Source organism: Rahnella sp. CG8 (assembly GCF_023701875.1).
Classification (GTDB): Bacteria; Pseudomonadota; Gammaproteobacteria; order Enterobacterales; family Enterobacteriaceae; genus Rahnella; species Rahnella aceris.
In genome coordinates, this window is record NZ_JABAED010000009.1 from 165,812 (window position 1) to 191,862 (window position 26,051).

Here is a 26,051-nt window from a genome sequence, read left to right on the forward strand (position 1 = left end):
CATTAACCTTACGTCATTTAAACATCTTTGACTTTATACATCAGCCCGAGCGCCACCACCGCCAGCACAGTTGCCGCCCAGTAGACCGGATAATGGCCGAAGTTTTCCACGATAAAGCCCTGCAGCAACCCCGCGCAAATCACACCGGTGGAAATGCTGTTGGTGAATAGCGTAGTCGCTGAACCTGCCCTTCCCGGCATCAGATCCTGAAAATACAGCATGCCGATCCCCGCCACGATGCCGATGAAAATCGCATTGAACAGTTGCAGGATCATCAGCGCCGCCTTGAACTGAAACGCCACCAGTCCGGCATAGAAAATCACACCACTCGCCACGGCATACAGCATCAGCTTGCGTTTGCCGGTACGTTTCACCAGATATCCGGCCAGCAACATGGCAGGAATTTCCAGCCCGGCCGCCGTCCCCATCAGCAAGCCTGCCAGCCCTTCCGGCAGGCCCAAATCGCTGGTGATGTACAGCGGCATATCAATGACATACATGATATTGCAGGTCCACATCAGCAAAGAAGAAAAGAACAGCAGACGAACATCTTTGTTACGCCAGGCGCTGGCATGCACTACTTTTTCGTCCACTGGCAGTTCAAGGCGTGGTACTGAGGGCAGGAAAAACAGGATCATCAGTATGCTGCCGACAAACACCGCTGCCGCACTCAGGTACATTGGCGTAAAGCCGTAGTTCAACGCCACCATGAACGACAGCGGCGGGCCAAGCACCCAGGCCAGCGAGAGCATCGCACGCATCATCGAGCTGAACATCACCACTTCACTGGCGGAGCGATCCGCATGTTCCCGCGCCAGTGCAAAGAGCTGGGGCATCGACGCGTTACCTATCGCTGCCAGCAACACGCCGACGGTGATCAACACCAGATAATCGCGGCTGAAAGCAAAGACCAGACTGTTGCCGATCGCCATCAGGCAGCAGAACATCAGCAATTTCCGCCGGTCGCCTTTGTTATCGGAACGGTTAGCCAGCAGAAAGCTGATCGCGATCCCCGCGATGGCGTTAACGGTATAAAAGAAGCCGACCCACAATGGCCGGACTTTCACTTCATTGGTCAGAAACAGACTCAGCGTCGGCGCCTGTAATGCACCCGCCACGCCGCACAGCAAGGAGACCACCAGAAAGGTGACATAAATACGATTAAAACGAGGTTTTGACATGACGTCGTCCCTGAGAAATGAATGCAGATAAAGCAAGACAGACAGTGTAGCGAAGTTTCAGTCGGTTCTGGAAAATGAGCATAAAAAAACCAGTGAGTTTCCTCACTGGCTGGTGACAATACACCATTACTCAGAAAATCGAATTTAGTCAGACCTGAAGTCACAGTCGCCGGCGGTATTGCTCGTCGTCCATCGTTTCCATATCCCACTGCGTGAGACGGGACAGAATATCCAGACGGTACTGCACCGGAACCCAGGACAGCCAGTCTGCATGATTTTTAGAGGCGTTCTTTTTGATGGCTTCAAAATAACGCTGATAGAAACGGGCGTTCAGACTGCGTTTCATGATGATCTCCGGTTGTTCACAACAGGCTTTCGTTGAGAAACAGTATCGGCGTAATATGAGGAAAGATAAATTGATGAAGATCGGCCACGGAGTTCCTCTTTTATGTCCTCATCCCGTTTGCAACAACAGTTCATCCGCTTATGGCAAAGCTGTCACGGTGAAGAAACTGAAACGACATTACAGGCACTGTCAGAAGTCCTGAACTGTTCACGCAGACACATGCGCTCGTTGCTCAGCACCATGCAGGGACAGGGCTGGCTGACGTGGGATGCAGAGGCCGGACGCGGCAAACGATCCACGCTGAAATTTTTGTATACCGGGCTGGCACTCCAGCAACAGCGCGCTGAAGAGCTGCTGGAACAGGACAGCATTGATCAGCTGGTACAACTGGTCGGCGACAAAACCCTGGTGCGTCAGATGCTGCTGTCCCAGCTCGGGCGCAGCTTCCGTCAGGGTAAACATATCCTGCGCGTACTGTATTATCGCCCGCTGATGAATCTGCTGCCCGGCACCATGTTGCGCCGTTCAGAAACCCACATTGCCAGACAAATCTTTAGCGGCCTGACACGCATAAATGAGGAAAATGGGGAAGCAGAAGGCGATTTAGCCCATCACTGGCAGGAAGTTTCGCCGCTGCACTGGCGGTTTTATCTGCGCCCCGCCATTCATTTTCATCATGGTCGCGAACTCGAGATGGCAGATATTATCGCCACGTTTATTCGCCTGAAATCGCATCCGCTGTTCAGCAACCTGAAATCAGTCACGACGCCCACGGCAAATGTCATAGATATCCACCTGAATGAACCCGACCGCTGGCTGCCGTGGTTATTTGGCAATATCCACGCGATGATCCTGCCGCAGGAATGGCAGTCACTGCCTGATTTTGCCCGCCATCCGGTCGGCACCGGCCCTTACGCCGTGGTGCGTAATCTGAAAACACAGCTGCGCATCCGCGCCTTTGACGATTATTTTGGCTTCCGGGCACTGATCGACGAGGTGAATATCTGGGTATTACCGGAACTGAGTGAAGAGCTGGTGCATTCCGGCGTACAGCTTCAGGCCGATGAATCAGGCAAAAGCGAGCTGGAAAGTCGCCTTGAAGAAGGCTGCTATTTCCTGTTATTTGACCAGCGTTCGCCGGTCGGACAATCAGAAGAAACACGCCAGTGGTTGTGCGATTTACTCAATCCCATCGCCTTACTGAATAATGCCGAACCGATTTACCAGCGCTACTGGTCTCCTGCGTATGGCCTGCTGCCACGCTGGCATCACAAAGCGCCCCGGCCACGTCCGCCCAAACCGCAAAACCTGACGCAGGTAACGCTGACATTTTACGGCGAGCATTCCGAACATCAGGCGATCTGCAACGCCCTGCGCCCGTTGCTGGCGGAAGAAGGTATCGAACTGATTATTCAGATAGTGGATTACGCAGTCTGGCACCGCGGCGATGCCAAAAGTGATCTGTGGCTCGGCAGTGCCAACTTCACCCTGCCGCTGGAGTTTTCACTGTTCGCGCATTTCTACGAATTGCCGCTGGCAAAGCATTGCTTTAGCGAAGAGATGAACGACGATGCCGCCCTGTGGCACGCCGGGAATTTATCGATGGCGAAATGGAGCCAGAAACAGACGGTCAGCCATCAGATCCATCCCCTGTTCCATCACTGGCTGGTGCTACAGGGGCAACGCAGTATGCGCGGTGTGCGTATGAACACCCTCGGCTGGTTCGACTTTAAATCCGCCTGGTTTGCCCCACCGGACAGTTAATCGGACTATCGCATCGCGCCGTTAATCTCTAGAATGACATCCGTTCTCAACGGGGTGCCCGACTTGTTAAAGCTGCGATGTAAACGCCATGAGCAAGTTTGGCTGAGATTTGAAACCCGTCGAACCTGATCCGGTTAATCCCGGCGGAGGGATTTGAGACTGCGCGATGCTTACTCAAAATCCTTTGCCCTTTCATTTTTTTGGAGCGCAAAGTTGAAAAAATTACTGTCCTGCCTGCTGTTACTTTCTGCACCTGCATTTGCGGCAAAACCTGTTTTGACGGTTTATACCTACGATTCTTTCTCTGCTGACTGGGGCCCCGGTCCCGCCATTAAAAAAGCCTTTGAAGCCCAATGCGGCTGCGAACTGAAATACGTGGCGCTGGAAGATGGCGTGTCTTTGCTCAACCGTCTGCGGATGGAAGGTAAAAACAGCAAAGCCGACATCGTGCTGGGGCTGGATAACAACCTGTTGCAGGCCGCTGAACAAACCGGTTTATTCGCCAAAGCACCGAAAACCAACGCCAGACTGACGGTGCCGGGCGGCTGGAATGACAGCACTTTCGTGCCTTACGATTACGGTTATTTCGCCTTCGTCTACGACAAAAATAAACTGAAGAATCCGCCAAAAAGCCTCGATGAGCTGATCAACAGCGACCAGAAATGGAAAGTGATTTATGAGGATCCACGCACCAGTACACCGGGTCTGGGCCTGATGCTGTGGATGCAAAAAGTCTACGGCGATAAAGCGCCGCAAGCGTGGGAAAAACTGGCGAAGAAAACTGTCACCGTCACTAAAGGCTGGAGCGAGGCTTACGGTTTATTCCTCAAAGGTGAAAGCGACCTGGTGCTGAGCTACACCACCTCTCCGGCATACCATATTGTCGAAGAGAAGAAAGATAACTACGCCGCAGCCGATTTTACCGAAGGGCATTACATGCAGGTCGAAGTGGCGGGCCAGCTGGCAAACAGCAAGCAACCGAAACTTGCTGAACAGTTCATGAAGTTCGTCACCACGGAAGATTTCCAGAAAGTGATCCCGACCGGCAACTGGATGTATCCGGTGGTGAATACCCCGCTGCCTGACGCTTTTAAACAACTGACGATTCCGGCCAAATCTCTGCAATACAGCGCACAGGATGTCGCTACTCATCGTTCACAATGGATCCAGGCATGGCAGAACGCCGTCAGCCATTGATCCCTCGCTGGCTGTTGCCGGGCGTCATCGCGTCACTGGCTATGTTGCTGGTGGCAGTACTGGCCTTAGGCTCTCTGTGGCGTCATGCGCCACAGATAAGCGGCGCATCGCTCTGGCACGATCCTTATCTCTGGCATGTGATCTGCTTTACTTTCTGGCAGGCGCTGCTTTCAGCGCTTTGCTCGGTGCTGCCCGCAATTTTGCTGGCACGCACCTTGTTCCGCCGCCGTTTCCCCGGCCGTCAGCTGTTATTACGTTTATGTGCGATGACGCTGGTCTTGCCGGTTTTGGTGGCGGTGTTTGGCATTCTCAGTGTCTACGGAAGACAGGGCTGGCTGGCGCAAATTTGCGGCTGGCTGGGCATGGATTACCGTTTCTCGCCGTATGGTTTACAGGGCATTTTGCTGGCGCACGTCTTTTTCAATCTGCCGCTGGCAGCGCGGCTCTTAGTGCAGGCACTGGAAAATATCGCCGTTGAGCAGCGCCAGCTCGCCGCACAACTCGGCATGAATATCTGGCAGCAATTCCGCTTTGTGGAATGGCCTGCCATTCGCCGGCAGATATTCCCCGCCGCCGCCTTAATCTTTATGCTGTGTTTCGCCAGCTTCGCCACGGTGCTTTCACTGGGTGGCGGTCCGCAGGCGACGACCATTGAACTCGCCATTTATCAGGCGCTAAGTTACGACTACGATTTAAGCCGCGCCGCCACGCTGGCCCTGATCCAGCTGTTTTGTTGCCTGGCGCTGGTGTTGCTCAGTCAGAAACTCAGTCAGGCGTTGCCGGTGGGCCAAACGCATTCTCAGCGCTGGCGTAATCCTGACGATTCCTGGTTGCGGCGCATCGCCGATGCCGTACTGATTGGCCTGGCGTTGTTGCTGATCCTGCCGCCGTTACTCGCCGTCATTACCGATGGCATAAACCGGGCAGCGGTCGGTGTTTTGCAACAACCCGCGCTCTGGCAGGCATTATGGACATCCGTGCGTATCGCGCTCGGCAGCGGATTATTGTGTGTGCTGCTGACCATGATGCTGCTGTGGAGCAGCCGCGAACTGCGGTTACGCAAGAGAAATAGCTGGGCGCAGGCGATGGATCTGAGCGGCATGCTGATCCTCGCGATGCCGGGTATTGTGCTGGCGACCGGTTTCTTCCTGTTGCTCGGCGATACCACCGGTTTACCACAATCGCCGTGGCCGCTGGTGATCCTCACGAATGCGCTGATGGCCGTACCTTATGCATTAAAAGTGCTGGATAACCCGATGCGCGACGTGGCAGAACGCTACACGCTGCTGTGTCTTTCGCTGGATATGCATGGCTGGCAGCGGCTGCGCCGGGTTGAACTCAGCGCACTGAAACGCCCGATTGCACAGGCACTGGCTTTCGCCTGTGTACTTTCGCTGGGGGATTTCGGTGTGATTGCCTTGTTCGGCAACGAGAATTTCCGCACCCTGCCGTTTTATCTGTATCAGCAGATTGGTTCCTACCGCAGCCAGGACGGCGCGGTGACGGCGCTGTTATTACTGCTGCTATGCTTCCTGTTATTCACCCTGATTGAGAAACTGCCGGGCCGCCATGCTGACGCTGAATAAACTGACGTATTTGTACGAACATCTGCCGATGCGCTTCGATTTACAGATCGACGCCGGTGAACGTGTGGCAATCCTCGGCCCGAGCGGCGCCGGGAAAAGTACCCTGCTGAGTCTGGTCGCCGGTTTTCTGGCACCGGTCAGCGGGCAGATCCTGCTCAACGGCGCAGATCACAGCGTGACGCCACCGGCAAAACGTCCGGTGTCGATGTTGTTTCAGGAAAATAATCTGTTCTCGCATCTGACGGTGCGTCAGAACATGGGGCTGGGATTGCATCCGGGGCTGAAACTTACCGCGCAGCAGAAGCAGGAACTGGAAGAAATTGCCCGACAGGTCGGGCTGACTGAATGTCTGGACCGGCTGCCATCGCAACTTTCCGGTGGCCAGCGTCAGCGTGTCGCGCTCGCCCGTTGCCTGCTGCGCAGTCAGCCGGTTTTATTGCTCGATGAGCCCTTTTCAGCACTCGATCCGGCACTGCGCAGTGAGATGCTGACGTTGCTGGATAAGGTATGTGAGCAACGCCATCTCACGCTGCTGATGGTGTCGCACAATCTGGATGATGCGGCACGGATCGCGCCGCGCACGTTGCTGATCGTCGATGGCCGGATTTTTTACGACGGGCCGACGCAGGCACTGACCGACGGCAGTGCGCCGCAGGCCAGCGTGTTGGGGATAATGCCGGGGATCAGCGGGTGATCACTTGCCACAGCAAATGACCATAAACCGGCATCATCGGCTGTTCGCTTAACATCACCAGACTCACTGCGGTTGCGACCAGACTTAGCACACAGACGATGCGCAGACGCGCTAAGGGCAACCATTTTGTCATCGCATCAGGTGAAGCTTTGCCCGAACGGAACCAGCGCCACAGCAACCAGGCACTCAGCCAGATCAGCACCACGGCGGCAAACAGCATCCATTTGAAGACCGAGCTGTTGTGACTGGCCGGAATATCAATGGCCACGCCCGCCAGAATGCCCGGCAGGAAATACACCGGTGGCCAGGTGATGCAGCCAATAATATTCGGCGGTGCAAATTTGTAAGGCGGAAGGTTCAGCATACCGGCAACCATCGGCACCAGCGGGCGTGTTGGTCCGATGAAACGCCCGATAATCACCGTCGCAAAACTATGGCGATCCAGCGCATAACCGGTTTTATCCAGTAATAACTGGTAACGTTTGAGGAAGCGCCAGCGATGCAGCGGCTCCTTGAAACCGCGGCCAATGAAATACGAGGCCCAGTCGCCGAAGAAACATCCCAGCCCCGCCGCCAGCCAGGCTTCGTACAACCCCACCTGACCGCTGCCGATCAACGTCCCGAGCGTCGCCATCATGACGGTACCCGGCAGGATCAGGCCCACCAGCGCCAGCGACTCGAAGAAAGCCACCACCGCGACGATAATTAATGCCAAGCCCACCGACTGAGCGACCAGATGTTGTAGATAGGCTTCCATATCTTCCCAGAATTCAGTTGCGCCAATTGCGCAGATAAATGAGACAAGTGTGAGTTTTCTGCATTCTCATTGTAGTAAATACATCAATCGGCTGAATTGTCAGCGCATGAACTATCACAGTCAACCGGGTAATTGTATGCGTATTTGGCAGAAACCTGAGCCATAGACAAAGACTGTATAAATAACCATACTCTGTTCTGATTCCTTATCTGTTCATCTTTACCGTTCCGAGGCGCTTATCACTTCCACCTTTGTCCGTCCCGCTTCTGCTGCCACTGACACCCCGCCGCGTCAGGGATTTGTGCTGACCCGCCACTGGCGCGACGCGCCGCGCGGTACCGAGGTGGAATTGTGGCTGGCGACCGACGAAGGTCCGCAGAAAGTGCGCCTGCCTTTACAGGAATCGGTGGCGTTTATTCCGGCCGAACAACGCGCGGCGGCGGAGCGCATTCTCATTGATGAAAAAAATATCAGTCTGCGTCCGTTGCCGTTGCAGGATTTCCATTCCCGCGCCGTTCTTGGGCTTTACTGCCCGCAACACCGGCAGTTAATGCGGATTGAAAAATTGCTGAAAGAAAATGGCGTCAGTGTTTTCGAAGCGGATATCCGCCCGCCGGAACGCTTCCTGATGGAACGCTATATCACCGCACCGGTGTGGTTCAGCGGTAAACCGGGGCCGGACAAGCTGCTGATGGACACCAAAATGAAACCGGCGGAGGACTACCGCCCGCCGCTGAAACTGTGTTCTCTGGATATCGAAACCAGCGGCAACGGCGAGTTGTACTGCATCGGGCTGGAAGGCTGCGGGCAGCGCCACGTGTATATGCTCGGCCCGCCGAACGGCGATCCTAATGCTCAATTTGATTTCAACATGGTTTACGTCGACAGCCGCCCGCAGTTGCTGGAAAAACTCAATGAGTGGCTGGAAATCTATGATCCCGACGCCATTATCGGCTGGAGCGTAGTGCAGTTTGACCTGCGGGTTTTACAAAAACACGCTGACCGCTACAAAATCCCGCTGAAATTCGGGCGCGGCGGCGGTGAACTGGAATGGCGTGAACACGGTTTCAAACAGGGGCACTTTTTTGCTGCCGCTGCGGGTCGTCTGATCATCGACGGCATTGAAGCACTGAAATCGGCGTTCTGGAACTTCAACTCGTTCAGCCTGGAATTCGTCTCGCAAAGTTTATTAGGCGAAGGCAAAGCCAGCGATAATCCTTATCAGCGGCTGGCCGAAATCGAACAACGTTTTCGGGAAGATAAACCGGCGCTGGCACGCTATAACCTGAAAGACTGCGAACTGGTGACGCGTATTTTTGCCAAAACTGAACTGATGCCGTTTTTGCTGGAACGCGCCTCGGTCACCGGTCTGGCCGTGGATCGCAGCGGCGGTTCAGTGGCGGCCTTTACCCATCTTTATTTACCGCGCATGCACCGCGCCGGTTACGTCGCGCCCAATATGGGCGAATTGCAGGGCGAAATGAGTCCCGGCGGTTTTGTGATGGATTCGCGTCCCGGTTTGTACGATTCGGTGCTGGTGCTCGATTATAAAAGTCTGTACCCGTCGATTATCCGCACCTTCCTGATCGACCCGGTCGGACTGGTTGCCGGGCTGCAACAACCGGACGATGAACATTCGGTGCCGGGTTATCGCAACGCCCGCTTCTCGCGGGAAACACATTGCCTGCCGGAAATTGTCCGCCAGATCTGGATGGGGCGCGAAGAAGCCAAGAAGCAGAAAAACAAACCGCTCTCGCAGGCACTGAAAATCATCATGAACGCGTTTTACGGTGTGCTCGGTTCGAGCGGCTGCCGCTTCTTTGATCCGCGTCTGGCTTCTTCTATTACCCTGCGCGGGCACGACATTATGCGTCAGACCCGCGAACTGATTGAAGCCGAAGGTTATCAGGTGATTTACGGTGACACTGATTCCACCTTTGTCTGGCTGAATAAAGCCCATTCGCAGGAAGACGCCGACGTTATCGGCCGCCATCTTGTGGAGCGGGTTAATGCCTGGTGGAAAGCCCATCTGCAACAGGAATACGGGCTGGAAAGCGCACTCGAGCTGGAATTCGAAACCCATTATCAGCGTTTCCTGATGCCGACCATTCGTGGCTCGGAAACCGGCAGCAAAAAGCGCTATGCCGGGCTGGTGAATGACGCCGACGGTGAGCACATCGTTTATAAAGGGCTGGAAACTGTACGCACCGACTGGACGAAGCTGGCGCAGGAATTTCAGCAGGAGCTGTATCAACGCATATTCCACCGCCAGCCATATCAGGATTACGTGCGCGAATATGTCGCACGCACGCTCAGTGGCGAGTTTGATGACAAACTGGTGTACCGCAAACGCCTGCGGCGCAAACTGAGTGATTATGAAAAAAACGTGCCGCCGCATGTTCGCGCCGCGCGGCTGGCCGATGACTATAACGCGCTGCATGGCCGGGCAAAACAGTATCAGAATGGTGGCTGGATAAGCTACGTGATGACCACTTCCGGCCCGGAGCCGCTGGAAAACCGTCAGTCACCTGTCGATTACGATCACTACATCGAGCGTCAGCTCGAGCCGGTCGCCGATGGCATTTTACCTTTCCTTCACGATGACTTTGCTACACTGATTACAGGTCAGATGGGCTTATTTTAAACAAAAGAAGGCGCAGCTCTTGTGATTCACAGGTGACGAAACGCTTACCTTCCATTACCATAGCGCCCTTTCCCATTTCTGAATCATCCTCACACAGTGAATTACTCCGCGCCTCCGGGCGGGGAAAGAAAACTATTGCCCGTGAAACCTCTCGGGCTGAACAAGCATTGCGCAGTCGCCGTATACAGAGCACACAACACAGAGAGAAATTATGCCGTTTACATTAGGTCAACGCTGGATAAGCGATACGGAAAGCGAATTAGGATTAGGAACCGTAGTCGCGCTGGATGTGCGCATGGTCACCCTGCTTTTCCCCGCCACCGGTGAAAACCGTTTGTATGCCCGAAATGATTCCCCGATCACCCGCGTGATGTTCAACCCCGGTGATACCATCAGCTGTCACGAAGGCTGGCAGTTGCAGGTCGAAGAAGTTGTTGAAGACAAAGGTCTGTTGACCTATATCGGCACCCGTCTGGACACAGAAGAAACCGGCGTTGCCATGCGCGAAGTGCTGCTCGACAGCAAACTGACCTTCAGCAAACCGCAGGATCGTCTGTTCGCCGGTCAGATTGACCGTATGGACCGTTTTGCCCTGCGTTTCCGCGCCCGTAAATATCAGCGTGAACAGTTCCGTCTGGAATTCGGCGGTCTGCGCGGTATGCGTGCCAGCCTGATCCCACATCAGTTGCACATCGCTTATGAAGTCGGTCAGCGCCATGCGCCGCGCGTTTTACTCGCCGATGAAGTGGGTCTGGGCAAAACTATCGAAGCGGGCATGATTATTCATCAGCAACTGTTGTCCGGCCGTGCCGAACGCATACTGATCGTGGTGCCAGAAACCCTGCAACACCAGTGGCTGGTAGAAATGCTGCGCCGCTTCAATCTGCGCTTCTCTTTGTTTGACGACGATCGCTACGCTGAATCCATCCACGAAGCAACGAACCCGTTTGAAACTGAACAACTGGTGATCTGTTCCCTTGATTTCGTGCGCCGCAATAAATCCCGTCTCGAGCAGTTATCCGATGCGGCCTGGGATATGCTGGTGGTCGACGAGGCCCACCATCTGGTGTGGAGCGAAGACGCGCCGAGCCGCGAATATCAGGTTATCGAACAGCTTTCCCAGCAAATCCCGAGTGTTCTGCTGCTGACCGCTACGCCGGAGCAACTGGGCCAGGAAAGCCACTTTGCGCGTCTGCGTCTGCTGGATCCGGACCGTTTCCACGATTACGAAGAATTCATCGAAGAACAACAGCAATATCAGCCGGTGGCTGATGCCGTGACCCTGTTACTCAACAAAGAACCGCTGACGCCGGAAGCGCTGGCGTTGCTGGGTGAAAGTGTCGGCAATGCCGATACCGATGCGCTGCTGACCGCCGCCAATAAAGGCGACGAAGCCGCAGCGAAACAGCTGGTTTCCATGCTGATGGACCGTCACGGTACCAGCCGCGTACTCTTCCGTAACACCCGTAATGGCGTGAAAGGTTTCCCTGAACGTCATCTGCATGCAGTGAAACTGCCGCTGCCGACGCAGTATCAGACCGCGATAAAAGTCTCGGGCATTATGGGCGCGAAGAAAACCGCCGAAGCCCGTGCGCACGACATGCTGTATCCGGAACAGATTTATCAGGAATTTGAAGGCGAGAACGCCACCTGGTGGAACTTTGATCCGCGCGTCGAATGGCTGCTCGGTTATCTGACCGCCAACCGCGACGAAAAAGTACTGGTGATCTGCGCTAAAGCCGCCACTGCATTGCAACTGGAACAGGTTCTGCGGGAGCGTGAAGCGATCCGTGCTGCTGTGTTCCACGAAGGTTTGTCGATCATCGAACGTGACCGCGCCGCCGCTTACTTTGCTTCCCAGGAAGAAGGCGCGCAGGTTCTGCTGTGTTCTGAAATCGGCTCCGAAGGCCGTAACTTCCAGTTTGCCAGCAAGATGGTGATGTTCGACCTGCCGTTCAACCCGGATCTGCTGGAACAGCGTATCGGGCGTCTGGATCGTATCGGCCAGCAAAACAATATCGACATCATGGTGCCATACCTCGAGCAGACCGCGCAGTCGGTACTGGTTCGCTGGTTCCATGAAGGTCTGGACGCATTCGAACATACCTGTCCGACTGGCCGCACCATTTACGACAGCGCTTATGAGCAACTGATTGCGTTCCTGGCGGCACCTGCCGCGCAGGAAGGTCTGGGCGAGTTCATTCTTACATGTCGCGCCGAACATGACGCGCTGAAAGAGAAGCTGGAAAATGGCCGTGACCGCCTGCTGGAGATGCATTCCAACGGTGGCGAACGTGCTCAACAACTGGCGAAGGAAATCGGCGAGCAGGATAACGACGTTAACCTGGTCAACTTTGCGCTGAACCTGTTCGATATCGTCGGCATCAATCAGGAAGATCGCAGCGATAACCTGATCGTCCTGACACCGTCTGATCACATGCTGGTGCCGGATTTCCCGGGTCTGCCGGAAGACGGTTGCACCGTGACCTTCGATCGTGAACAGGCGCTCTCGCGTGAAGATGCACAGTTTATCAGCTGGGAACATCCGATCGTGCGTAACGGTCTGGATCTGATCCTTTCCGGTGATACCGGCAGTTGTGCGGTATCGATCCTGAAAAACAAAGCGCTGCCGGTCGGTACCTTGCTGGCGGAACTGGTTTACGTGGTGGAATGTCAGGCGCCGAAGCATCTGCAACTGACCCGTTTCCTGCCACCGACACCGGTGCGTATGCTGATGGATCGTAAAGGCACCAATCTGGCGGCTCAGGTTGAATTTGAGAGTTTTAACCGTCAGCTGAATGCCATCAACCGTCACAACTCCAGTAAACTGGTGAATGCCGTGCAGCAGGATGTTCACGCCATGCTGCAACAGGCAGAAGCGGAAATTGCCGATCAGGCGCGCGCCCTGATTGAAGCAGCGAAAGTGGAAGCTGACGAGCAACTGACCAAAGAACTGGATCGTCTGAAAGCGCTGAAAGAAGTGAACCCGAACATTCGCGATGACGAACTGGAATCGGTAGACTCTAACCGTAAGCAGGTGCTGGCGAATCTGAACGATGCCAGCTGGCGTCTGGATGCGATCCGCCTGGTGGTGGTCAGCCATCAGTAAGCCCGACGGGATGCAGCCGGTCTGCATCCCTTATTTATTTCAACCTGAATGCAGACTGAAACCGCTATGAGCGAACATCAACCGACTATCCCTGAACCGTCGAAAACCCGGCCGCTGGAGAATTACAATCCGCCGACCGATCCCTGGTTACAGGTGATTTTTCAGGATGAACACATCATGGTGGTCAATAAGCCGAGCGGGCTGCTTTCCGTGCCGGGCAAGCTTGCCGAGCATCAGGACAGCCTGATGACGCGTATTCAGCAGGAATTTCCTGAGGCTGAGTCCGTCCATCGTCTGGATATGTCCACCAGCGGCGTGATCGTGGTGGCGCTGACTAAAGACGCTGAGCGTGAACTTAAACGCCAGTTCCGCGAACGCGAAACCAAGAAAGTGTATATCGCGCGGGTCTGGGGACGGGTTGAAGAAGATTACGGCATTATCGATTTGCCGCTGATTTGCGATTATCCTAACCGGCCGAAACAGAAGGTCTGTCACGAGACCGGCAAGAAAGCGCTGACGCAGTATGAAGTGATGTCATGGGATGATGACGGCACAACGCGGGTGAAACTGCGGCCGATTACCGGACGTTCGCACCAGTTGCGCGTGCACCTTCTGGCACTCGGGCATCCGATTCTGGGCGATAAATTCTATGCCCATCCGCAGGCGCTGGCAGCGGCCGGTCGTTTGCAACTGCACGCACAGGAATTATCGTTTTATCATCCGATAACCGATGCGCCGCTGGTATTTAACTGCGAGCCGGATTTTTAACCATTCAAATAATACATTTTTCTTCAATCACTATTAAGTAATATGTATTACATTACCATCGTGTTGTTTTATCAGAATTTACCTTGCCAAAAAATATAATATCGGCTTCCTCACCTATTCCCTTCCCTGTTAATTCGCCCCGCACGCCTGATAACATCCCGCCCTATTTATTCAAATTTAATTATTCACCCTTCAGGGAAGACGACATGAAATGGAAACCAAAGCTGCTCAGCAGCCTGATTGCATTGGCGCTTTTTGATGCCGATGCCGGTATCATGCGTGAAGATGTTGCGGTTCAGGACTACCGCGACTTCGCAGAGAATCTGGGCAAATACACCGTCGGTGAAGAAAACATCGAAGTCTTTAAGATGGATGGTACGTCCGCAGGCATCCTGAATTTCCCTATGCCCGATTTCGGCGCAATTAACAGCTTAGGTTTTGCGACAGTCATCGCCCCCTCTTATGTCGTCAGCGTTGCTCACAATGGCGGTTATACCGCTGTCGATTTCGGTAATAAAGCAAAATATAAAACTTCCTATAAATTAATTAACCGAAATATTGACCCTCAATATCTCACCTGGAATAAAGATTTCCATGTTCCACGTTTAAATAAAGTCGTGACCGATGCCGCGCCGGTACCCACCGTGGATACTCAGGATGTGCGTAAGAACCGAGAACGCTATGTTTATTTCGCGCGAGCCGGTGCCGGAACACAATATCAGGTCGACCCCGTCACTAAAAAACCCGTTTATATTACCGGCGCTTACGAATGGAAAAGCGGCGGCACCGTGGTCAACCCAATCTTTGAACCGTCAAGATTACGCTGGGTTAACTACGGGCCGCCTGATGCACGTGCTCAGCCATTCAGTTCAGCGATACAAGCAGGCGACAGCGGAAGTCCGTTGTATGTTTATGATAACGTAGATAAAGAATGGAAAATCTTCGGTGTTTCCCCATGGGGAGGCACAGGAAAAACAGGATATGAATACACCAGTTATACGCTGGATATGCAGCTCAATTTTATGAACAAAGTGATTGCTGCTAATACCGATCCTGATGTGACCGACGTGGCAGCAGATGGCGATATTCATTGGACTGCGGCCAATATTACGCAAGGCGAAAACAGCTGGCAGTGGCACGGTGTTGATAAGCAACTCCCTTCGCAGGCCAGCAATGAAGAACTCGATGCCTCAAAAGATCTGCGCTTTGCCGGTGATGGCGGCCTGATCGTACTTGATAGCGCCGTCAATCATGGTGCCGCAAAACTGCAATTCTCGAACGATTACCGGGTAGTGTCGGCTGAAGGTGCGAACAGCACCTGGGTGGGCGGCGGGATCGAAGTCGATGCGGATAAAACCGTTGACTGGGAAGTGAACGGTTTAGCCGGAGATACTTTACATAAAATCGGCGAAGGTACGCTGTACGTCAATGCCGTGGGGAATAATGGCGGCGCGCTGAATGTCGGCGACGGGCTGGTGGTGTTAGCCCAGCAGGCCAATGAAGCCGGGGAGCAAAAAGCCTTCTCCAAAGTCACCATTGTCAGCGGTCGACCGACCGTGCAGATCGGCGGCGAAAACCAGATTACCGGCAGCGACATTTACTTTGGTTATCGCGGCGGCAATCTTGATCTCAATGGCTATGACATGGCTTTCAGCAGCATCAATCACAGTGATTCCGGTGCGGCCATTATTAACGGCAATGCAGACCAGCTCAGCACCCTGACGCTGAACAACAGCAGTAACCAGACCTTCGTCGGCCATCTCGGCAGTCAGGAAACGGCGTCGAATTTAAACGTCGATTATGCAGCGGACTCTTCCGCAGGCTTCTGGGAACTGGCGGGCGGTGCTGACCTGAATCAGCTCTCCGTGCAAAATGGCATTCTGAGACTGGCGGGTCGCCCGACTCCGCACGCCGGTAATGTAGTGTTCAGTGACGACTGGATTGATGAAACCTATACGATAAACAATGTGGATGTGGCCAGCCGTGCCACCCTGCGCGTTAACGAGCACGCCACACTGGATGCCAACGTGAAGCTCAACGAGCTGGCAAACATGATGCTGAACAGTAAATCGCATCTGAGCGGCAAGGTGGAACTGGCTTCCGGCAGTATGATTTCTGTTGATCAGACAGACAGTAAAACCACCAGCACCGACGGCAATAATGACGTGGTGATTGACGCCACTATTTCCGGTAACGGAACCCTGAAGAAAATGGCGCCGGGCGCGCTGTACATCAACAGCGAGAATACGTTCACCGGTGCCACCAATATTTACAGCGGCGCGCTGATCCTCAACGGCTCCCTTGCGTCCACCGTCACGATGGAGAAAAACACGGTGCTGGCCGGTAACAACACCGTCGCCGATCTGATCCTGAAAGATGATGTGCAGCTTCTGCCACACTGGCCAGCCGAAAACGAAAGCGAGAGCGATACATTTGTCGCGGCCACGCAAACCGTTAACGGCACAATGGCGGCGGGCAGCAATAATCTGCTCAGCCTGCGCACGCATTTCGATCCGGCTTTCACACAAACCGACAAGCTGCTGATCAACGGCGACATGGTTTCCTCTGCACCGGTGAGTGTTCAAGTCACACCGTCAGGGGCGGGTTTCTTCACCGATACGGATAATGATGGCGCGGCGGATAATCAGGAAGGCGTGTCGCTGATCCAGGTGGCCGGTAAGGCAACCAAAGACAGCTTCAGACTGGCGGGGGAATACGTGGCGCGCGGCGCTTACGCCTATAACCTGTATGCCTTCGCACCGGGCCGCAGCTCTGAAGAACAGCGTGAAGTGGCAGGCAGCGGCGATCAGTTCTGGGATTACCGTCTGCAAAACAACATGCTGACCGAAGGCGACAATACGGTACCGGTCGATAACACGCCGGTTCCGCCAGTACCGACGCCGGATGATGAAGACGATGGCGAGGACGACGATACACCGGTTCCTGAACCAACGCCGGATGAAGGTGATGACACGCCGGTCCCGCCGGCACCGACGCCAGATGACGATGATAGCGGAAAAAATACGCGTCCGGCCGTTACGCCGCAGGTGCCTTCTTATCTGTCTTTACCTTCCGCCCTGCTGAGCTACAACAGTCGCGTGAGTGAAACCTTCCGCAATCAGGTTCTGGCACAGGATGATAAGAAACAGAATCTCTTCTTCCAGTATCTCAACGGAGAAGACAACTATCATTCAGCACTCGGCTTTATGGATTATGGCTACGACTACACGCAGAAAGAAGAAGGCTGGCTATTGGGTGCCAAAGTGATGCAACTGGGTAACGACACCCACTCGCTGGCACTCAGCCTTGGCCTTTCCAGCGCTAATCTGGATGTCACGCCGGATGCCGCCGACGGCAACAGCAAAACGCAATACACCACCTGGGGACTCTCTTCACTGCTGTCGTATCAGTATGTCAGCGGTTTAACGGTGGATGTAGCTTCGGACGTCGCCATCTATGACGGCAATGTATCGACTGACCTACGCGGCAGTGACGTGGCGGATATCAGTGCGACCTCCTTCGGTGGCTCTGTGGATGTGGGATATAAAATCCAGGCGGGCAATCATGTGCTGACACCATTAGTTGGATTTGGTATTCAGCGCCTGCAAGTCGATGATTTTACGGATATTGATAATACGAAGGTTCATTATGACGATATCACCCGTCAGACTGCCCGCTTAGGGATGCGTTACCGCTACGACTGGGATACCGCAAATGCTGGTAAATGGGCGATTACGGCGAATACATTGTTCATTACAGATCTCAGAGACGATGCGTCAGTGGACATCGGAGTCACCTACAGCGACGTCAGCAACAGCTTCCACAGCGGTGCTGCAGGCAGTTCCGGGATGCTAGACCTGGGGATTATCAGCAATCCGATGCCGAATGTGTCACTGAATACCGGTGTACAGTATCAGCACAGGCTGGAAGATGAAGGGGTAGATTATTGGCAGGCTGTGGCAGGGGTGACGTTTAAGTTCTGACACCTGACACAAGGCTGTGTCCCACAAAGCAAAAGGCGCTCTGAAAGAGCGCCTTTTTAATGATGACGTTATTTAAAGCCTTTTTCACGTTTGATCAGGTCATACGCCGCCTGAATCGCCTGTGCTTTTTCCTTCGCCATTTCCATCATTTCAGGCGGTAAACCTTTCGCCACCAGTTTGTCAGGATGATGCTCGCCCATCAGTTTGCGGTAGGCACGTTTAATGGTCGTTGCGTCGTCGGTGGCATTCACGCCCAGCACTTTGCAGGCATCTGCCAGCGTCGGGCCTTGCTGCGTCTGGTGATAACCGCCGCCATACGAGCGCCCCCCCTGCTGGTGACCGCCAAACTGCTGGCCGCCTTCCATCATGCGCAGGAACTGATCGAACTGCATCCGTGAAATCCCAAGCTCTTCAGCAATCACGTACAACACTTCGCGTTCATTGGGATGCAATGAACCGTCGGCGTACGCGGCCTGGATCTGGATTTCCAGAAAAGTCCGTATCAGGTCAAAACGACCAAAACACGCAGTGCGCAGTTCGCGCATTTTCTCACGCAAGGGATAGTCAGCTTCTTTCCCGTCGCGAAAAGCGCGTTGTGCGGCTTCGCGCTGCTCGCCGTGCAACTGCATACGTTCCATGTAAAGACTGGCGATCTGAATATCCGCCTCGGTAACTCTGCCTTTTGATTTAGTCAGATTTCCCATCACCTCAAACGTGGTGCGGAAAAAGATGGTTTGACGTGTCTGCTGATCGGCAAAATACCCTCTGCGTTTCGCTGAACGCGCGGTATCAAACATATGCCCTATCAGCAGCCCTGCTACAATTCCCCAGAAGCCTAAACCGGACCATAAGCCCAGGATAAGTCCGAGCAGTTTTCCCCAATACTGCATATACTCCTCAATTCGCCATGCCGTCGCTTAAAAATTGCTTTATCATAACCGGCATTTATCGTTGTGCCTAACGGCAGCAACGTAACAGGTGGGATTTAACACTAGCGCAACCATGATGAGTGAGATAGTCTCTGACCGTTTGCCGGCATGATGCCTCTGATGACGGAACACCATTTTACGTATGAAAAACAGACGTCTGAAAACACGCTTACCGACAATGCTGGCCGCCACAATCTGGTCAGTATTGTACAGTCACGGCGCAATGGCCGATCTCGCAGCACAATGTATGCTCGGCGTTCCGACCTATGACAAACCTTTGGTGCAGGGTGATCCTAATTCACTGCCTGTGACCATCAACGCCGATAAGGCGACCGGCAATTATCCTGACAGTGCGCTGTTTAGCGGCAACGTTAACGTTGTTCAGGGCAACAGCACACTGGATGCTGATCAGGTTCAGCTTAATCAAATTGCCAATCCCAATCAGCCGACCCCGACCCGAACCGCTACTGCGACCGGCAACGTGCGTTATAACGATAACCAAATCAAGCTGAATGGCCCGAAAGGCTTTGCGAACCTGACCACCAAAGATACTGATGTTCAGGATGGCGACTATCAGATGGTCGGCCGTCAGGGACGTGGTCAGGCTGACAAAATGAAGCAGCGTGACAACAATCGTTACACCATCATGGATAACGGTACATTTACCACCTGTCTGCCTGGCGATAACAGCTGGAGCGTCGTCGGTTCCGAAGTGATTCAGGATCGTCAGGAAGAAGTGGCTGAAATCTGGAATGCCCGCTTCCATATCGGTCCGGTGCCGGTGTTCTACAGCCCGTACATGCAGTTGCCGATTGGCAATAAGCGTCGTTCCGGTTTCCTTATCCCTAATGCTAACTACAGCAGCAATAATGGCGTTGGTGTCACCGTTCCTTACTACTGGAACATTGCGCCAAACTACGATGCCACGATTACGCCCAATTACATGAGCAACCGTGGTCTGCAACTGCAAAATGAATTCCGCTACCTGACCGTTGCCGGTGCGGGTCTGATGGAATTCGATTATCTGGGTAACGATAAGAAAATCGATCAGCAGTATGTCGAAGATGAAAACCGTACCAGCGATAAAACTAAGCGCTGGATGTATTACTGGCGTCATGCCGGTGTATACGATCAGGTTTGGCGCTTCAACGTCGACTATACCAAGGTCAGTGACCCTTATTACTTCACCGATTTCGATTCGAAATACGGTTCCAGTACTGACGGCTATTCCACGCAGAAATTCAGCGTAGGTTACGCGAACCAAAACTGGGATGTCACACTGGCCAGTAAGCAGTTCCAGGTGTTCTCAGATTTCGGGAACGCCAACGCTTACCGTGCACAGCCACAGCTGGATATTAACTATTACAAAAATGATGTGGGCCCGTTTGACCTGCATCTGTACGGTCAGGCGGTGAAATTCACCAGCGTGAACCCTGACAACCCGGAAGCAGTGCGTACACACTTCGAACCGACTATCAGCCTGCCACTCAGTAATGGCTGGGGAAGTCTGGATAACGAAGTGAAGCTGATGACAACCCACTATCAGCAGGATATTCCGGACGCGTATTACGATAGCAATCCGAATACCAAACTGCGTTCATCCGTGAACCGTACGATGCCTGAGTTTAAAAGCGACGGCAAAATGGTGTTCGACCGCACGATGGACTGGAACAGTGACTACACCCAGACCCTCGAACCGCGCGTGCAGTACCTGTATATCCCTTACCGCAATCAGAGCTCGATCAATACCTATGACTCGACGCTGTTACAGTCCGACTACACCGGCCTGTTCCGCGATAAAAGCTACAGTGGTCTGGACCGTATTGCCTCTGCAAACCAGGTGGCGAGCGGTTTAACGACCCGTATCTATGACGAAAATCTGGAAGAGCGCTTTAATGCCTCTGCCGGTCAGATTTATTACTTCCAGCCGCCACGCACCGGTGACGTTGATAGCGTCCTGGATAAAAATGATGATACGGGCAGCCTGGTGTGGGCCGGTGACAGCTACTACAAAATCAACAATTTCTGGGGTATCCGTGGCGGCGTGCAGTATGACACCCGTCTGGATGCGCTGGCTTTAGGCGATGCCGTGCTTGAGTACCGCGCAGACTCAGAAAGAATGATTCAGCTGAGTTACCGTTACGCCAGCCCGGAATATATTCAGGCAACGTTACCTAACGTTACCAACCCGGGTTATCAGGACGGTATTTCGCAGGTTGGCGGCATCGCCAGTTGGCCGATTGCTGACCGTTGGGCAATCGTGGGGGCGTATTATTACGACACCAAAGCACAGCAGCCAGCCGATCAGCTTATTGGTTTGCAATACAACACATGCTGCTGGGCTATCAATGTTGGTTATGAACGTAAGATCACCAGCTACGATACGGTTAAGTCAGAAAGTAAATATGACAATAAGATTGGTTTCAATATTGAACTTAGAGGCCTGGGTAACAATCAAACCCTCGGAACGAAAGAAATGTTGGCCAGCGGCATACTGCCTTATCAACGCGCTTTCTAAGCCCGAAACACGATTCATTTCGTGAAGACACGACGAATTCAGTGAACTTGAAACCCGCGCTTGCGGATTAGACAAATGGAAAAAGTATGAAGAACTGGAGAACACTTCTCCTCGGCGTGACGCTTTGTGCCAGCACTGCGTTTGCTGCCCCTCAGGAAGTTGATAAAGTTGCCGCCGTCGTTAACAACGGCGTGGTATTGCAAAGTGACGTTGATAGCTTGTTTAATTCTGTAAAACAGCAGGCACAGCAGGCTAAACAGCAGTTGCCGGATGATGCGACTCTGCGTCACCAGATCCTCGACCGTTTGATCATGGATCAGATCCAGTTACAAATGGCGACCCGAATGGGCATCACGCCAACCGATCAGGACGTGGATAAAGCCATTGCAGGTATTGCACAGCAAAACAACATTTCTGTTGATCAACTGCGCAGCCGTCTGGCTTATGACGGAATGAACTACAGCACTTACCGTACGCAGATTCGCAAGGAAATGATCATCAGCGAAGTACGTAACAGTGAAGTGCGTCGCCGTGTCACCATACTGCCTCAGGAAGTGGATCAGCTTGCCAAACAGGTTGCGGCGCAAAACGGCAGCGGTGCTGAATTCAACCTCAGCCATATTCTGTTGCCACTGCCAGAAAACCCAACTCAGGATCAGGTTGATTCTGCAGAACAGCTGGCGAAGAAAATTGTTGCTGATCTGAACAATGGTGCGGACTTTGGCAAACTGGCTATCACCTACTCGGCTGATTCCCAGGCACTGAAAGGCGGCAACATGGGCTGGGGCAAATTGCAGGAACTGCCTTCCCTGTTTGCTCAGGCGTTAAGCACCGCTCAGAAAGGCCAGGTCATTGGCCCGATTCGTTCTGGTGTTGGTTTCCACATTCTGAAAGTGAACGATATCCGTGGCGACAATAAAACGGTTTCTGTCACCGAGGTTCACGCCCGTCATATCCTGCTGAAACCTTCTGTCGTAATGACGGATGCGCAGGCGCGTGCGAAGCTGGAACAGGTTGCGGCTGATATTAAGAGCGGTAAAGCCACATTCGCTGATGAAGCCAAACAGCTTTCTCAGGATCCTGGCTCTGCTAATCAGGGCGGCGATTTAGGTTGGGCGTCACCAGACATGTACGATCCTGCGTTCCGTGATGCGTTGATGAACCTGAAAAAAGGTGAAATCAGTGCACCGGTTCACTCTTCGTTTGGCTGGCACTTGATCCAACTTATCGACACCCGTCAGGTCGATAAAACAGATGCGGCACAGAAAGAACGTGCTTACCGCATGCTGTTCAACCGCAAATTTGCGGAAGAAGCCCAGACGTGGATGCAGGAACAGCGTGCTGAAGCGTATGTGAAAATTATGGATGGGAATGGAAAATAATACTTCCGTGACAAAATCTGTGGTCATTACCCCCGGCGAACCGGCCGGGGTTGGGCCGGATCTGGTACTGGCGCTGGCTCAGCAGGCATGGCCTGTTGAATTAGTGGTCTGTGTCGATCCGGCCTTACTGCTTGAACGTGCTGAGAAACTCGGCCTGAATATCCGCTTACGCGATTATCAGAGCGCGCGTCCGCCAGAGCCTCAGGCTGCGGGCACATTGACCGTTTTGCCTGTTAAACTCGCCGTCCCGGTGACCGCAGGTAAACTTGATGTGGCTAATGCGCCCTACGTGGTGGAAACGCTGGCACGTGCCTGCGACGGTGCTATCAGCGGTGAATTCGCTGCACTGATCACCGGCCCGGTTCAAAAAAGCATTATCAACGATGCCGGAATTCCCTTCATCGGCCATACCGAATTCTTCGCTGACCGCAGCCATTGCGACCGTGTTGTGATGATGCTGGCAACCGAAGAGTTGCGCGTTGCGCTGGCGACCACGCATTTGCCTTTGCTGGCGGTGCCGGGTGCAATTACCCGCGAATGCCTGCATGAAGTCATCACCATTTTGCATCATGATCTGAAAACCAAATTTGGTATTACCGAGCCGCAAATTTATGTGTGTGGCCTGAATCCACATGCCGGCGAAGGTGGCCACATGGGGCACGAAGAGATCGACATTATCATTCCTGCCCTGGACGAACTGCGCCAGCAAGGGATGAATCTCATCGGCCCGCTGCCCGCTGATACGTTATTCCAGCCTAAATATCTGCAACATGCCGATGCTGTTTTATCGATGTATCACGATCAGGGCCTTCCGGTGCTAAAATATCAGGGATTTGGTCGCGCAGTGAATATCACACTCGGCCTGCCTTTTATCCGGACTTCCGTTGATCACGGTACCGCCCTTGAACTCGCCGCCACCGGCACCGCCGATGCGGGCAGTTTCAAGACAGCAATAAATCTCGCCATTCACATGGCAAATAACAGCAACGATAAATAACAACAATGAATAGTAGAGTCCACCAAGGTCACTTTGCCCGTAAACGTTTTGGGCAAAACTTCTTAACCGATCAGTTTGTTATCGATAGCATCGTGTCGGCCATTCACCCTATGCCGGGCGAGGCCGTCGTTGAAATCGGTCCGGGTCTGGCGGCGTTAACTGAGCCTGTTGCTTCGCGCCTGGACAGCATGACGGTCATCGAACTCGACCGTGATCTGGCAACACGTCTGGAAAATAACCCTAAGTTTCAGGGCAAACTGCGGGTCATCCAGTCTGATGCGATGAAAATTAATTTCGGCGAACTGTCTGAAGAACTCGGTCAGCCACTGCGTGTCTTTGGTAACCTGCCGTACAACATTTCTACGCCGCTGATGTTCCATTTGTTCACTTATACCAACGCCATCAAAGACATGCATTTTATGTTGCAGAAGGAAGTGGTAAACCGTCTGGTTGCAGGCCCGAACAGCAAAGCGTATGGTCGTTTAACGGTGATGGCGCAATATTATTGCAACGTGATCCCGGTTCTGGAAGTTCCACCAGAATCCTTCACACCGGCGCCTAAAGTGGAATCCGCTGTGGTACGTTTAGTGCCGCATGAAGTGATCCCGTATCCGGTGCCTGATATTCGCATTCTGAGCCGTCTGACAACGGATGCTTTCAACCAGCGTCGTAAAACAGTGCGCAACAGCCTCGGCCACCTGTTCACTCCTGAACAAATGACCGAACTGGGTTTAGATCTCAGCATGCGTGCTGAAAATATTTCTGTAGAGCAATTCTGTAAACTGGCTAACTGGTTGTCCACACGACCTAAAACCCCGGAACTTCAGGAGTAGCGTTATGCTTAATTCGCCCCGCGTTTGTGTTCAGGTGCAAAGTATCTACGTTGAGTCACAGTCGATACCCGAAGAAGAACGTTTTGTCTTCGCTTACACCATCACCATCCGCAATCTGGGGCGTTTTAATGTGCAACTGCTTCGCCGTTACTGGCTGATAACCAACAGTAACGGTCGCCAGACTGAAGTCCAGGGTGAAGGGGTCATCGGTGAACAACCGCTGATCCTGCCAGGCAATGAATTTTACTATACCAGCGGCGCTATTTTAGAAACGCCACTGGGCACGATGGAAGGCCATTATGAAATGGTCGCACAAGACGGTGAAACCTTCCGTGTGCCTGTTCCGGTCTTCCGCCTCGCCATCCCTACGCTGATAAATTAATCCTCATGTCGACATATCTTATTGGTGATGTTCACGGCTGCATCGATGAACTCAAGGCGCTATTGGCGCAGGTGGATTTTAATCCGCAAAACGATGTCCTGTGGCTGACGGGTGATTTAGTCGCCCGCGGTCCGTCCTCGCTCGAAGTGCTGCGTTTTGTCAGCGGTTTGGGGGATTGTGTCCGGATGGTGCTCGGTAACCACGATCTGCATCTGCTGGCGGTTTACGCGGGGATCAGTTTCAACAAACCGAAAGACCGCATCACGCCCTTGCTTGAAGCCGAAGACGCTGACGAACTGATCAACTGGTTGCGCCGCCAGCCGGTACTGCAGGTTGATGAAGATCTGAAGCTGGTCATGGCCCACGCAGGGATCACGCCGCAATGGGATCTCGACACCGCTCAAATGTGCGCCCGTGAAGTGGAAGCCGTCCTGAGCAGCGATACTTATCCGCTGTTTCTGGATGCGATGTATGGCGATATGCCGAACAACTGGCATCCTGAACTGACGGGTCTGGCGCGTTTGCGTTTCAGCACCAATGCTTTCACCCGCATGCGTTATTGCTTCCCGAACGGACAACTGGATATGATCTGCAAAGATATCCCGGAAAACGCGCCGAAGCCGCTGAAACCCTGGTTTGATATTCCGGGGCCTTTACAGGAAGCAGGCTACAGTATTGCGTTCGGACACTGGGCATCACTGGAAGGGAAAGGCACGCCGGAAGGCATTTATGCGCTGGATACCGGCTGCTGCTGGGGCGGTGACCTGACCATGCTGCGCTGGGAAGACAAAACCTACTTCGCCCAGCCTTCAAACCGCCAGAGCGAAAAACAGCACTCTGAAATCCCGAAAGCCGTTTGATCAAACAGCGGACATTCAGACAGCAAAAAGGCACCTGCAAAGGGTAATGCCGATCGTTTAAGGATCAGTTGACCGATCCGGTGGCTCGTGTAAAAAGGGTTCATGCTCATCATGGACCCTT

The 26,051-nt window shown here is 53.4% G+C and carries 18 protein-coding genes and 1 riboswitch; of the genes, 14 read left to right on the forward strand and 4 right to left on the reverse strand.

The features are described from left to right. Window positions 1-17: 17 nt before the first annotated feature. Window positions 18-1,181 (reverse strand): MFS transporter, encoded by a 1,164-nt coding sequence (locus tag HGO41_RS11140; protein WP_037033441.1) that lies wholly within the window; start codon window positions 1,179-1,181, stop codon window positions 18-20. 160 nt (window positions 1,182-1,341) lie between these two features. After that, window positions 1,342-1,527: a glucose uptake inhibitor SgrT gene (sgrT, locus tag HGO41_RS11145; RefSeq protein WP_037033442.1), complete on the reverse strand. Its 186-nt coding sequence runs from the start codon at window positions 1,525-1,527 to the stop codon at window positions 1,342-1,344. A 102-nt stretch (window positions 1,528-1,629) separates the two neighbouring features. Between sgrT and sgrR the strand changes: the two genes are divergently transcribed. The 4 genes from sgrR (at window position 1,630) to thiQ (ending at window position 6,768) form a co-directional block, all read left to right on the forward strand. Further along, window positions 1,630-3,291 (forward strand): HTH-type transcriptional regulator SgrR, encoded by a 1,662-nt coding sequence (sgrR, locus tag HGO41_RS11150; RefSeq protein WP_013577031.1) that lies wholly within the window; start codon window positions 1,630-1,632, stop codon window positions 3,289-3,291. A 40-nt stretch (window positions 3,292-3,331) separates the two neighbouring features. Further along, window positions 3,332-3,461: riboswitch (TPP riboswitch) on the forward strand. A 43-nt stretch (window positions 3,462-3,504) separates the two neighbouring features. Beyond that, window positions 3,505-4,488, forward strand: coding sequence for a thiamine ABC transporter substrate binding subunit (gene thiB, locus HGO41_RS11155; RefSeq protein WP_119262113.1), 984 nt, complete (start codon window positions 3,505-3,507; stop codon window positions 4,486-4,488). Next, window positions 4,464-6,074, forward strand: a complete 1,611-nt coding sequence (gene thiP / locus HGO41_RS11160; protein WP_015690472.1) for a thiamine/thiamine pyrophosphate ABC transporter permease ThiP — start codon at window positions 4,464-4,466, stop codon at window positions 6,072-6,074. Before thiB ends, thiP begins: the two co-directional genes overlap by 25 nt. Further along, a complete protein-coding gene (gene thiQ / locus HGO41_RS11165; RefSeq protein ID WP_013577034.1) occupies window positions 6,058-6,768 on the forward strand; it encodes a thiamine ABC transporter ATP-binding protein ThiQ in 711 nt (236 codons plus the stop codon). The genes thiP and thiQ overlap by 17 nt, the downstream gene beginning before the upstream one ends. On the opposite strand, the gene HGO41_RS11170 is transcribed toward thiQ, so the two are convergent. Beyond that, a complete protein-coding gene (locus tag HGO41_RS11170) occupies window positions 6,758-7,525 on the reverse strand; it encodes a DedA family protein (RefSeq protein ID WP_112150996.1) in 768 nt (255 codons plus the stop codon). The two genes, thiQ and HGO41_RS11170, sit on opposite strands and share 11 nt — an antisense overlap. Before the next feature lie 238 nt (window positions 7,526-7,763). Here HGO41_RS11170 and HGO41_RS11175 point away from each other — a divergent pair, with 238 nt between their 5' ends. The 4 genes from HGO41_RS11175 (at window position 7,764) to HGO41_RS11190 (ending at window position 18,029) form a co-directional block, all read left to right on the forward strand. Further along, on the forward strand, window positions 7,764-10,169 hold the full coding sequence (locus HGO41_RS11175) for a DNA polymerase II (RefSeq protein WP_276524758.1): 2,406 nt from the start codon (window positions 7,764-7,766) through the stop codon (window positions 10,167-10,169). A 211-nt stretch (window positions 10,170-10,380) separates the two neighbouring features. Next, window positions 10,381-13,278 (forward strand): RNA polymerase-associated protein RapA, encoded by a 2,898-nt coding sequence (gene rapA / locus HGO41_RS11180; protein WP_121019698.1) that lies wholly within the window; start codon window positions 10,381-10,383, stop codon window positions 13,276-13,278. A 66-nt stretch (window positions 13,279-13,344) separates the two neighbouring features. Continuing rightward, on the forward strand, window positions 13,345-14,046 hold the full coding sequence (rluA, locus tag HGO41_RS11185; RefSeq protein ID WP_015690474.1) for a bifunctional tRNA pseudouridine(32) synthase/23S rRNA pseudouridine(746) synthase RluA: 702 nt from the start codon (window positions 13,345-13,347) through the stop codon (window positions 14,044-14,046). A 206-nt stretch (window positions 14,047-14,252) separates the two neighbouring features. Then, entirely contained in the window at window positions 14,253-18,029 is a 3,777-nt protein-coding gene (locus HGO41_RS11190; RefSeq protein ID WP_112150999.1) for a S6 family peptidase, read from the forward strand. A 68-nt stretch (window positions 18,030-18,097) separates the two neighbouring features. On the opposite strand, the gene djlA is transcribed toward HGO41_RS11190, so the two are convergent. After that, a complete protein-coding gene (djlA, locus tag HGO41_RS11195) occupies window positions 18,098-18,919 on the reverse strand; it encodes a co-chaperone DjlA (RefSeq protein ID WP_013577040.1) in 822 nt (273 codons plus the stop codon). Between the two features lie 181 nt (window positions 18,920-19,100). Between djlA and lptD the strand changes: the two genes are divergently transcribed. From lptD to apaH, 6 genes are all read left to right on the forward strand, one after another. After that, a complete protein-coding gene (lptD, locus tag HGO41_RS11200) occupies window positions 19,101-21,476 on the forward strand; it encodes an LPS assembly protein LptD (protein ID WP_013577041.1) in 2,376 nt (791 codons plus the stop codon). A gap of 86 nt (window positions 21,477-21,562) precedes the next feature. Further along, entirely contained in the window at window positions 21,563-22,858 is a 1,296-nt protein-coding gene (gene surA, locus HGO41_RS11205) for a peptidylprolyl isomerase SurA (RefSeq protein ID WP_013577042.1), read from the forward strand. Further along, window positions 22,848-23,855, forward strand: coding sequence for a 4-hydroxythreonine-4-phosphate dehydrogenase PdxA (pdxA, locus tag HGO41_RS11210; RefSeq protein WP_013577043.1), 1,008 nt, complete (start codon window positions 22,848-22,850; stop codon window positions 23,853-23,855). The genes surA and pdxA overlap by 11 nt, the downstream gene beginning before the upstream one ends. Before the next feature lie 5 nt (window positions 23,856-23,860). After that, complete coding sequence (gene rsmA / locus HGO41_RS11215; protein ID WP_013577044.1) at window positions 23,861-24,688, forward strand: 16S rRNA (adenine(1518)-N(6)/adenine(1519)-N(6))-dimethyltransferase RsmA; 828 nt, start codon at window positions 23,861-23,863, stop codon at window positions 24,686-24,688. Between the two features lie 4 nt (window positions 24,689-24,692). Beyond that, window positions 24,693-25,070: a Co2+/Mg2+ efflux facilitator ApaG/CorD gene (apaG, locus tag HGO41_RS11220; RefSeq protein ID WP_013577045.1), complete on the forward strand. Its 378-nt coding sequence runs from the start codon at window positions 24,693-24,695 to the stop codon at window positions 25,068-25,070. Window positions 25,071-25,075: 5 nt separating this feature from the next. After that, window positions 25,076-25,930 carry a bis(5'-nucleosyl)-tetraphosphatase (symmetrical) ApaH gene (gene apaH, locus HGO41_RS11225; protein ID WP_013577046.1) on the forward strand — a complete coding sequence of 285 codons (855 nt, stop codon included), beginning with the start codon at window positions 25,076-25,078 and terminating at the stop codon, window positions 25,928-25,930. The last annotated feature ends 121 nt before the right edge of the window (window positions 25,931-26,051 follow it).